Genomic DNA, 12090 nt, shown 5'->3' with positions numbered 1-12090 from the left:
CTGCGTGTGTAAGCATGGTAACATGTTCAGCTTGGCAGTACTAATAGGCCGAGGGCTTGACCATAGTTCCTTGGTTCGAAGCTTTTTCCAAGAACTTCTATCTTAAATCTTTATTCAGTTTTCAGTGTACTGGCAAAAGGTATACTGGCGAATGGTAAGTCGCGGAAGCGGCGAGGCCACAGGTCTGCACCATTAGCTCAGTTGGTAGAGCACCTGACTCTTAATCAGGGTGTCCCGGGTTCGAGTCCCTGATGGTGCACCAAAGAAGGTCAGAGAGGGGCCGGAACCCTCCGGCTCCTGAGCTGACGATATGGCCCGTTGGTCAAGCGGTTAAGACAGCGGCCTCTCACGCCGTTAACGTGGGTTCGATTCCCGCACGGGTCACCAAAAGCAAACAAGGAAAAATGAATATAGAGCTATTTACACAGGAATGTGATAAATAGAGTTGGTGTTGATGACGATGAGGGTCCACCCGTTCCCATCCCGAACACGGAAGTTAAGCTCATTAGTGCCGAAGATACTTGGCTGGTGACGGCCCGGGACAATAGGAAGACGCCAACACAAACATTCCTCCTTAGCTCAGCCGGTAGAGCATGCGGCTGTTAACCGCAGGGTCGTTGGTTCGAGTCCAACAGGGGGAGCCATTTGATGAAGGAACTACTTTTTGTAGTTCCTTTTTCGTTTATTTAGTAATACGAAAACTTAGATGCGATAAAAAAGAAGCGTTCGATGAGAAAACTCTCGGACGCTTTTTTTATACGATTGAGGAAGATGAAGCGGCCATTCGCTCCAATTATCCGGCCTTATTCCTCTTTGTTAACACAATCATATAGATGTTGATAGAGCTGATCAGACACCAGGCCCTTGATGTTGTTTGACCTAGCGACAAAAAAGAATTCTAAAGACATCTCTGGATCGTGGGGATACAGTACCTTTGTATTCGGAAAATGCAGCAACGAAAGTGCATGTTCCCCCAAAAAGCAGACACCGATATCCTGCGCGCACTGATGCATTGCCGTGAAGGGAGAAAAGGTTCGGATTACTTTTGAGAAGGTCAATCCCCTTTTTGCCATACGTTTCAAAAATTTATCATATGTATTGAATAGGCGTTCGTTTATTATAATAGTTTGCCCTTTTAGGAGTGTCAGGTCAGGAGGGTTACTTTTGGTAATCGGCTGTTGTGCGCTGACGATCAATGCAAGATATTCCTTATAAAAAGGACGAACATACCATTTCCCAGAATTGACCAAATCGCTCACGATCGCAGCGTCGTAACTCCTTTTTTCCAAACCAGAAATCCATTCGTCTTCATCAACTTCTGTGTAGGAAATCGGCCGTCCGGCAAATTGATTCGGCAACCGGTTTGTGAAGATCGCACTTGCGCCATTTGGAACAGAGATTTGAATATCTTGAGATTCGGAATACTGTTTCAAATGATTTTGAGTTGTATCGATCAAATCAAGAATCTGATGTCCCTGTTGCAGAAGATATGTCCCCGCATCCGTCAATGTAACGCCTGAGTGTGAGCGTATAAATAATGTACACTGCAATTCATTTTCCAGGCTATTTATGGCTTTGCTAAGTCCCTGCTGAGAGATAAATAGCCTAGAGGCCGTTTTTGACATATTCATATCTTTACAGATTTCAAGAAAATAATAAAGCCATTTAAGTGTCAAAATTAGATCCTCCCCCATAAAGATATATATAAGTTTACAGTATTTGTATCGTATCACAAAATAATTGCCTGTGTCAAATGCAAGCCGCTATGACCATTGGCAATAATAGACAAAATGACACTGCTATTTTTCTGTATAAAACAAGACTTTGCATGGATCAAGGTATAGAATGAAGGATATGTAAAGATTTATCAACATGCATCCCATTGAAGGCCAGCCGGGGGATTTTTCAGGAAATTTGGAAACCGGAAATGGAATTTTAGGTGTATGAAAGAGTATATGTATTATTTAAAAGCGCGACAATATTATCAGTGTGAAATTACTTTTCAAATATTGGGGATAAATTATTTTTAAGAAAAAATATTCGCGAGACAGTGAGAGAAGCATGTGGCTCTTAGAAAGGAAGAAAAAATACATAGAAAGACTTAGCGAAAATGTCCTATTCCCAATACATTCCATATTTTTATTAGTCCAATTGAAAAACATAACATTATAGAAGAAATTGTACAAATCTTTACGATAGCGGAATAGAAGCATGAAAAGGCAAGGAATCGTTTGAAAGATTCATAATGAAGAAAGAACTTCGATGGAACAAGGGGGATTTTTTTGACTTCCAAGTTGTTAGAGAATATAAAGATAAGATTTATACAATTTATACAATATCATTGTTTGAATAATCTTGTCATTTTTGTTACCAAGTGGAAGTTGTAATTAAAATTCCTATTTGTAATAAATTTAGAAGCCAGTTCAAGAGCTTTTAAAAGAAAATTCCTAATTGAAACAAATTATAAGGATATGATTGCTATAAAACAGATGAAATTGTACTATAGAAATCACATGTTTTATATAATATAGATAAAAAGAAACTGCTTGTTTTATATTCCACAATTTTGTGTCCAGAAGCAACAAATAACAATTGTTTTACAAATTTTTGGAATACTTCTATAATGAAAGAAACTTTGTAACGACAAACACCGAGGCCGCTCAGTTGTGTGAAATTTTAACTGCGGTTTGTTGAGATCAAAACAAGAATCAGTCATTAGGCAGGCTTTATGATGCTGTTTAGGTGTCAAAAGCTTTTGTCTAGTGATGTTTTGTTTTGATCTAATTTCACACATCGGGTGAGATGGGAAAGGAGGAAATGGATTCAGAGAGTATGCGTTTGTTCCAAAGTGACATAAGGAGGTAAATTTTTTGAAAAGAGAAGGAATGTTATTCAAGCGCATCATGGGCGGCGTATTGAGCCTGACCATGACGCTTTCCATGGTAACAAGTACCATGGGGACAGCATTCGCGGCTGAAAAGAGTGAAGAAGACGGATACCAAATCTATCCGCAGGTGCATTACGCGGATTACGGTACGGATTCTCTGTCGCTCTTGGATGGCGTCAATGTGGTCTTGGAAGATGATTTGGATCCTTATACGGTGTCCAAGGCGGAAACCGTATTGGAGGAGCACGGCATAGATGCCACCTTCTCCGAAGTGGCTTCCGAGGATCAGGTAAATCTCTTCGTGGGCGTACATAACGACGAAGGTGAAGACGATGCCTATCTGGATGGAAAATACGATGCCAGCAATTCGGTTGACCAGATTGATGGCTATGTATTGTCCGTCAATAGTGCAGACCAGACCATCGCTATCACGGGTGCGACAAGCGACGCCGCATTCTATGGCCTGGTAACGCTGGACCAGATTTTGAACCAGGCGGACGGCGAGGTCCGCGATCTGTTGATTGAAGACTATGCGAGCATTGCGTTCCGCGGCTTCATCGAAGGCTTTTATGGCACGTGGAGCCATGAAAACCGTAAGAGCATCATGGAGTACTGCGGACAGTTCAAGATGAACTCCTATCTCTACGGCCCCAAGAATGATCCGTATCACAGAGGGCAGTGGAAAGATCCCTATCCGGATGACAAGCTGGCGGAGCTCCAGGAGCTGGTTGAACTGGGCCGTGAGACCAAGGTGCAGTTCGTCTGGGCAGCCCATCCGGGCGGGAGCATTGACCTGGGATCGGAAGAAGACCTCCAGGCGCTGCTTGACAAATTTGACCAGCTGTATAGCATCGGCGTGCGTCAGTTCGGCTTGTTCTTCGACGATTCTTCGACGGATTTCACAAACCTGGCCACATTTGCAGCCGGTGTTCAAGCGTATATTGAAGAGAAGGGCGACGTGAAGCCGTTGATCTTCTGCCCGCAGGTCTACCGGAAAGACGACGGGACGACCGGCACGCAGAATCATCTGAAGATGTTGGACGAAGCGCTTCCTGAGGATGTACAGATTATGTGGACGGGCGACTGGGTCGTTTCGCAGGTTGACCAGGGTATGATCGACTGGTTCTGTGAATATGCCAACCGCCCGGTGTATGTCTGGTGGAACTATCCCGTCAACGATTTGGGCCGCGCTGGCTATGCGCACATGGGGCCGTCCAATGGCCTGTATCCGGATGTGGAAAACATCTCCGGTTTGGTTTCTAACCCGATGAACCAGGCGCAAATTTCCAAGGTTTCCCTGTTTAGCGTAGCGGACTATACCTGGAATACCCATGATTACGATTCCGACGCCAGCTGGCAGGCATCCTTTGATTGGGTGATCCCGGATGATCCGGAAGCGGCAGAGGCGCTGCGGATCTTCTCCCAGAATTCCACTTACGGCTGGAATCCGTTTAATGCACCGGAATCGGCCTATATCCTGGAGGATATGGAAGCATTTGAGCAGGCGTATGCGAACGGCGAGGATTGCACGGAATCCGGTGGAATCCTTGTGGATCGCTTCCAGGAGCTTGCCGATGCTGTTGAGACACTCAAGGCTTACGAGGGGACAAACGGGATTTCGGAAGAACTCAGCCCCTGGCTGGACAAGATGGGCAATATCGCAGTAGCTGCACGGGATACCGTACAGGGCCTGATGGATCTAGACCTGGTTTCTCTGGACGACCCGGAATCCCTTGCGATGGCGCAGCAGGCATTGACGGATCTGCGCGCACAATACCAAAGCGCAACCGGAACAAACGATAAGGTTGTTGCATCAAAAGAAGTACAACCGTTTATCGAGAACATCCAGTATCTGCTGGAATGCAGAATTCAGTTGGCCCAGGGTGAGGAACCTGTGCCGCGCGGATTCGGCAGTTTCTCCATCAATTATGCGCCCATGCTCGACGGCAGCCTTTCTACGGCAACGGGCACGGATAAATTCAGCCCAGCGGCAAAGGGCTCGTATTTTGGCGTCAACTTGGGGCAGATGACGGACATTACGGACGTCGTCATCACGATGGATGGCACGCATTATTTCAAGAAGGGCCTGTTGGAATGGTCTGCCGACGGCAAAACTTGGAATGAAATCGGCGAATACGACACAAACATTGTCTCGGTGGAAGGGTTGGAGATCCAGGCGCAGTACCTGCGGTACACTGCTACGGACGAGTTTGTGGATGAATTTACCGGTTCACCCAACCGCTGGATCAATATCAAGGAATTTGCGATCAATCAGCTGAGCGAACAGCCTGACACCAGCAAAAACCTTGCGTTGCACAAGCCGGTGACCGTTTCAACCGAGAAACCGGATACGACTCCGGCCGCAGCAATGACCGACGGCGACATGAGCACCCGTTGGGGCGCCTCCACAGGCGACTACAACCATGTGGAATATGCCATCGTCGACTTGGGTGAAGTACACGATATCGCAAGATTTACGTCCTATTTCTATGGCGAAACCACCCGCGCGTATCTGTATAAGATCTACACAAGCATCGATGGCCAATCCTATGAGCTTTGTGTGGATCGGAGCAATAACACTACGCGCGGAAAGGTGGACGATGAAGCGCCCGAAGGGACGCAGGCGCGCTATGTCAAGATCGAAGTCAGCCAGTCGAACCCGCCGCAGTACAATGCTTCCCTCTATGAGTTTGAGGTGTATGCGCCGGAGGATAAGACGGTCAACTTGGCTCTGAACTGCAACGCGTCTGCTTCGGCCGACAACTATGGCAACACGCCGGAGAAGGCGTTCGATGGAAGAGTCGCCAAGGATTCCCGCTGGGCCTATGAAGGCGGCGGCGTCGGCGATTGGCTCCAGGCCGATCTCGGAAAGGTCTGCAAGATCGATTCTGTCAAGATTTTCTGGGAAGGGATCAGCCTTGTTAAGGTGGGCTATAAGGTGCAGCTGTCCAACGACGGAAGCCAGTGGACCGATGTGGCGACCGTCCCGATTGCTGAGCACGAGGAAACGAAGGAACTGGTATTTGACGAACAGCAGGAAGCGCGCTTTGTGCGTGTGCTGTGCACCGAGCATACCGGTTATCCCTCCATCTCGATCTACGAGCTGGAAGTTTATGGGCCGGACCCGGATGAGGAGCCGGTAGAGGAGGACGTCAACCTGGCGCTTGGCCGCTTTGCAACAGCATCTGCCGACAACTACGGCAATACGCCGGATAAGGCAGTCGATGGGCAGGTTGGCAAGAATAACCGTTGGGCCTATGAAGGCGGCGGCGTCGGCGATTGGCTCCAGGTGGATCTCCGGCAGGTCTGCAAGATCAATTCTGTGAAGATCTTCTGGGAAGGCTTCGGTTCCATTGATGTGGGCTACAAGGTACAGCTCTCCAACGACGGCAAGCAGTGGACCGATGCGGCGACTGTCCCGATCAGCGAACATGAAGCGACCAAGACGATTACGTTTGAAGAGCAGCAGGAAGCGCGCTATGTGCGTATCCTGTGCACCGAACACAGCGGTTATCCCTCTGTTTCGATTTATGAGCTTGAGGTTTATGGGCCGAAGCCGGAGCCTTTGCCCGGTGATTACCACCTGGATCCTGCCAACTTTGCATTTGGAAAGACGATGACAGTGTCCGGTGAAGAAATCAGCAAAGGCAACGTAGCGGCCAATATGACGGACGGCGACCTGGAAACCCGTTGGGCAGCGGCAGACGGCAGCTACCCGCAGTGGGCGATGATTGACCTCGGAAAAGAAGAGGAAATCTCCCAGATTGATACGCTGTTCTACGGCGTAGAGCCGAGAGCCTATCTGTATACGATTTCTACCAGCACGGACGGCGTCACCTTTACCCCGTGCATCGACCGCAGCAACAACACCGAAAGCCAGTGGGTAAAAGATGTGGTTCCGGAAGGGACAACAGCCCGGTATCTCCGGTATGACTTCTCCGGCCTGACGGGCGTCAGCAGTGGCAACGCATCCATCTACGAAGTCCGCATTTGGGCGAAGGATGTCTCCAACGTCAATAAGGCGGAGAACCGTTTTGCCGAGGCATCCCAGACCACGCCGGAAAGCAGTGCCGACTATGCGTTGGACGGCGACCTCTCCACCTATTGGGCGAGCGGAAACATTGAGAATACCGCTTCCCTGGAGGTTACGCTTCCCGCAGCAGTTCCGTTCAACCGTCTGAAGCTTCAGTGGAACAACACGGACGCACGTGTGGATTTCCATATCGAGCTTTCCGACAATGGCACGGATTGGAAGTCGATCTATTCTGTAGGCGAACGTGAGATGCAAGCGGAAGAGGAGTTCATCCTGGACGAACAGTATACGTCCAAGTATGTCAAATTGGTGATTGACGCTGTAGAAGGCGGAAATGGCGTAGAACTCTGCGAGTTTGGGCTGTATCAGGATCTGGATTTCGTCGGCAAGATTGACCAGGCGAAGAACCTTCTGAGCTCCATCAAATTGACGGACGAGGATACCAAGCTGGAGATCCCGGAGATGCCGGAAGGCGTTGAAGTGACCTATGGCGGTACCGATTATGAGCAAGTCATCGATGCGAACCGCAATATCCTCAAGCCGTTGGTGGATACCGACGTGATGGTTGAGTACAAACTCGTCAGCGCAACCAACCCGGATGAAACCATTCTGTATGAAGTACCTATGACGGTCCCCGGCCAGTACGACGCGGCCCTTTCGCAGAATGCAAAGCCGAAGGTGCTGCCGGAGCTGCAGCAGTGGTTTGGCCATACGGGGAACTTTGAAATCACCGAAAACAGCCGCATCCTGCTCGATCCCGCATTGGATGAATCTTACAAGGATATGGCGGACCGCTTCGCAGAGGACTATCTGGATATCACGGGCAACCCGATCCAGGTGGAAATCGGCCAGAATCCGTCCGCAGGAGATTTCTACTTCAAGCCGAGCGATATCGAGCTGGAAAAAGAGACCTATGACATGGAGATCGGCGACGCCGTCACCATCCGCATGAGCACGGAGACAGCGGCCTTCTGGTCGACACGTACCATTCTCCAGATCCTCAAGCAGACTGGCACAACCATCCCGAAGGGCCTGGTGCGCGACTATCCGAAATACAAGGTCCGCGGGTTCATGTTTGACGTTGGCCGGAAGGCGATCCCGATGGAATACCTGGAGATGTGGGTCAAGCAGATGTCCTGGTATAAAATGAACGACCTAAACCTGCACCTGTCGGATAATTCATTCGACAATACATATGCTGGTTTCCGTTTGGAATCGGACGTACCGGGCTTGTCCAGCACAGATCTCCATTACAAGAAGGATGAATTCCGGAACTTCCTGTTGGATTCCAAGGCGCAGGGCGTGAATATTGTGCCGGAATTTGACACCCCCGGACATTCCCTGGCGTTTGTTTGGGCGCGCCCAGACCTGGGACGCGACGGGCCGAACAGTAGTTACCTGGATGTCAGTAACCCAGAAACAATTGAATTTATCAAGTCCGTATGGGCAGAATACATGCAAGAGGAGGATCCGGTCTTCCTGGAGGATACCGTAGTCAATATTGGTACCGACGAGTACAAGGGTTCTAATCAGGAAGGCAAGGAAGCGTTCCGGAAATATCAGGACGACCTGTTGCGCTTCATTCGCGACGAAATGAACCATACGCCGCGGCTCTGGGGCTCTCAGACGGAGAACGACGGCGTGACGCCGATCACGGCGGAGAACGTACAGATGTACATGTGGTACGTCGGCTACGCGGATGCCCAGGAGATGTACGACAAGGGCTATCAGATGATCAACATCAACGATGGCGATGTCTATATCGTACCTGGCGCGGGCTATTATTGGGACTATCTGTCTAAGAGCCATATCCTCAATACGTACGACCCGACCAAGATCTATGGCGGCAAACTGGTCGTTCCGGCGGGCGATCCGCAGATGCTCGGCGGTTCCTATGCACTCTGGAACGACAGGACCGGCAAAGGTGAGATCAGCGAAGGCGTGCCGAGAGACAATGGTACCACGGACGTCGAACTGTTTGACCGTATGTTTGACATCCTCCCCACCTTTGGCGAGAAGCTGTGGAGCAGCTGCGAAGACTATGATGTGGCGGCGATCGATGCTTTGACGGAAGAAGTGCTGTATGCGCCGAACACCAACCCGACTTATGAAGTCGAGAGCAATACGCAGACGGTCCTGCGCTATGACTTCGAAGATAGCGTAGAAACGCGCGATTCCTCTGCAAACGCATACAACCTGCTGGGCGAAGGCGTGAACGTATCCTATACGGACGGGCACAACGGCAAGGCACTGACATTGGCAGGCGGCGAGAGCTATGTAGAGACGCCGGTTTCGGATGCGCGTATCAATACTACGCTGGACTTCTGGGTCAAGCGCGATGCCGATAGCGACGACAGCGAGCAGATCTTGTTCGAGTCCTCGATCGGTGCGATCAAGGCCGTACAGAAAGAGACAGGAAAGTTTGGTTTCTCGCGCGACTTCCGTGACTATTCGTTTGACTACACATTGCCCAAGGGCGAGTGGGTACATATTACGATGGTCATGGAATTCACAAAAACCACCCTGTATGTCAATGGAGAAAAGGTTCATACCTTGGAGAATACGGCGACCGGCGGAAACCAGTGGGCGTCTTTGATCACCCCGCTGAACCGGATTGGCAGCACGACGGCAGCCTTTAAGGGCCAGATTGACGATGTGGCATTCTACACCTATGCATCAGCTGCTGATCAGCTGAATGCACTGCCGGTTGACCTGCTGGATGCAGCGACAGGCGTCACCGTCCATGGCGATAGCGGCGTTTTGCCGGCAGACAGCGAACTGTTTGTCGAAGACTTGTCCTCCGGGGCAGCCGTGGACGCACTGAAGAATTCCCTCGCAGGAACGCAGGAGCGCTTCAAGGCGTATGCCGTGGATGTACAGTCCGGCGGCGCAACAGTAACACCCAATGGCGTCGCAACGATTTCCGCACCGGTTCCGGCCCAGCTGAATCCGGATACCCTGCGTGTTGTCGAAGTATCCAATGACGGCGTGATCCGGAATGTGGATTGCACCGTGAAGAACGGCGTTGTTGTATGGCAGAGCGACCACTTCAATGCAGACAGCGCCTTTGCAGTGGTGGGAACCGTGGCATCTAGTTCCGTGGTAATCACCTATAACAGCAAAGACGTCACACTGAAAGTGAACGGCGAGCCGCAGAAGATTGCCGACCTGCTCGGAAAATACGTCATAGAAGACATGACGGATGATATGCAGGTAGAGTTGACGTTTGAACCGCGCAGAGAGGGCGAGCAGTTCCGTGCTGTGACGGTCAACGGCAAGACCGAAAATATCACCGGAAGCTCCTACACGTACACTGTGACGGCAAAAGACGTGGGAACCGAAAGCGATTTCCTGTTTGATGTCACAAACAAGACGATTCTGGAGCAGCTTTATGCATACGCCAAGACTTATGTCGATGATGGCACAGTGGATAAGCTGATCCCGAGCGTAAAAGAAGCGTTCATGAAGGCTTACGATGCTGCTGGAAAGATTATCGAAGACCCGGCGGCAACGCAGGCAGAGATCGACCAGGCGTGGAGCGACTTGCTGGATGTCATCCATTATTTGGACTTCCAGCCGGGCGATAAGAGCGCCTTGCAAGACCTGTACGATATTTTGAAGAACTTGTCCGAGAGCGATTATACCAGCACAAGCTGGGCGCCGTTCGCGGAAGCCCTGCAACAAGCAGCGGATGTCCTGGCGGACAACGAAGCGCTGGAAAACGACATCACCGCGGCATATGATGCCCTGCTGAATGCGGCTCAGGCCCTGGTAAAAGTTGCGGACCGCACTTCCTTGGATGCTGCTCTTGCAAAAGCAGAGACCGTGGCAAAAGATATCGAGGCTGGAAAGTACTTGCCGGATGGCCAGGAAGAATTCCAAACCGCTTATGCAGCGGCAAAAGCTTTGGATCAGAATGCCACGCAGTCTGCGATTGACGAAGCAGCCCAGGCATTGGTGAAAGCCATGCTGAACCTGCGGAAGATCCCGTCGAGAGAAGAATTGAAAGCATATATTGCAGAAATGGAACGCGTAGACCTGGACGCTTATACAGCGAGCAGTGCCGCAACGTTCCGGAGTGCGCTGGCTGCGGCAAAGGCGGTAGCAGCGGACGAAGAAGCGGATGGACAGATGCTGGCGACAGCGTTCTATCAGCTGCAAGATGCTGAACAGGGCCTGGAAAAGGCGGAGACACCCGCTCCGAATCCTGGAAACGGATCGAAGGGTAGCACTTCCCAGAATTCCTCCAACGCATACGGCGCGGCAGGCGTAGTCTCTGCAGGCCAGAGCGTTGCAGCAGCCGGCGCATATGTGCGCAGCGATACGACCGTAAACTTTACGATGAAGCGTGGGCAGGCATACTGCTTTAAGATGACAGTTTGCAACGGTGATAACACCATGGTCCCGAGCTTTACCGTGGGAGACGGCAGCGTGTTTAAGACGCAGTTCGTTGCACGGATTGGAAACGATTTCTACTATCGCATTTGGGCGGTGGGCGAGAGTGGCCAGTCCTCTGGCATCTATACCACCCTGCCGAATGGCGCACCGCAGAAGCACTGTGTGGTGACCATCGGAGCGTAAGCAATTTTCCTTAGATGCGGAATCAGGCAACAGCCTGGCCGCTACTAGGCAACTATTTGTGTTCCTTTTCTAAATCGTCGCCGTCCGGGCAACCTCACCCCGGACGGCGGACGGGAATCCATAAGCGTTTTTTCTTCTTCCTTCCAAAATATAAAAAGGAGCCCGGCTTGTGCCGGGCTCCTTCCTTATATTTAAAGAAAACCACGCGATAGTCGCGTGGTTCAAAAGAAGGCTTGTGCCGATGATATAGAAAGAAAAACTCCTTCTGAATAAGTTTACGGTCTGGAAACTGTAAGAAACAACAGAAGGAGGACATTCAAAAATAAATGACAAGCCGAGTTTCGCACATACAACATGGAATTGCAACCATCACATCGGATTGTCTATCGTAATTTAAACAAATCAGGCCCATGGATTTATCAAAACGGGAAAATCATGTTTCATATGAGCTTGCCTCATGGTGAAGTGTGTGATCTGATCGCCATGGCATCCGCGTTGAAGGATAGGAGGAACGTATTCTACAAAGAAAAAAGCGAGAAGTCAGATGGACTCCCTTGGGATTAAAAGGAGGCAACCGTTCGAAAACCCT

At 50.3% G+C, this 12090-nt stretch carries 2 protein-coding genes, 3 tRNA genes and 1 rRNA gene; 5 read left to right on the top strand and 1 reads right to left on the bottom strand.

What is annotated here, in order from left to right; translation table 11 throughout:
• Positions 1 to 186 precede the first annotated feature (186 nt).
• The 4 genes from I2E77_RS02795 (at position 187) to I2E77_RS02780 (ending at position 644) form a co-directional block, all read left to right on the top strand.
• Positions 187 to 262 (top strand) — tRNA-Lys (locus I2E77_RS02795).
• A gap of 50 nt (positions 263 to 312) precedes the next feature.
• Positions 313 to 387, top strand: a tRNA-Glu gene (locus I2E77_RS02790).
• 57 nt (positions 388 to 444) lie between these two features.
• A 5S ribosomal RNA gene (gene rrf, locus I2E77_RS02785) occupies positions 445 to 561 on the top strand.
• Positions 562 to 568: 7 nt separating this feature from the next.
• Positions 569 to 644: transfer RNA gene (locus I2E77_RS02780), tRNA-Asn, on the top strand.
• Positions 645 to 803: 159 nt separating this feature from the next.
• Here the strand turns inward: I2E77_RS02780 and I2E77_RS02775 are convergent.
• Positions 804 to 1676, bottom strand: coding sequence for a LysR family transcriptional regulator (locus I2E77_RS02775; protein WP_195450577.1), 873 nt, complete (start codon positions 1674 to 1676; stop codon positions 804 to 806).
• A 1194-nt stretch (positions 1677 to 2870) separates the two neighbouring features.
• On the opposite strand from I2E77_RS02775, the gene I2E77_RS02770 reads away from it, so the two are divergent.
• Positions 2871 to 11501 (top strand): beta-N-acetylglucosaminidase domain-containing protein, encoded by an 8631-nt coding sequence (locus I2E77_RS02770; protein ID WP_195450576.1) that lies wholly within the window; start codon positions 2871 to 2873, stop codon positions 11499 to 11501.
• The last annotated feature ends 589 nt before the right edge of the window (positions 11502 to 12090 follow it).

The organism is Anaeromassilibacillus sp. 1001302B_160321_C8, from assembly GCF_015554745.1.
Classification (GTDB): domain Bacteria; phylum Bacillota; class Clostridia; order Oscillospirales; family Acutalibacteraceae; genus Anaeromassilibacillus; species Anaeromassilibacillus stercoravium.
Note: the sequence above shows the minus strand (reverse complement) of the source record. Positions and strands in the feature narration are given on the sequence as shown.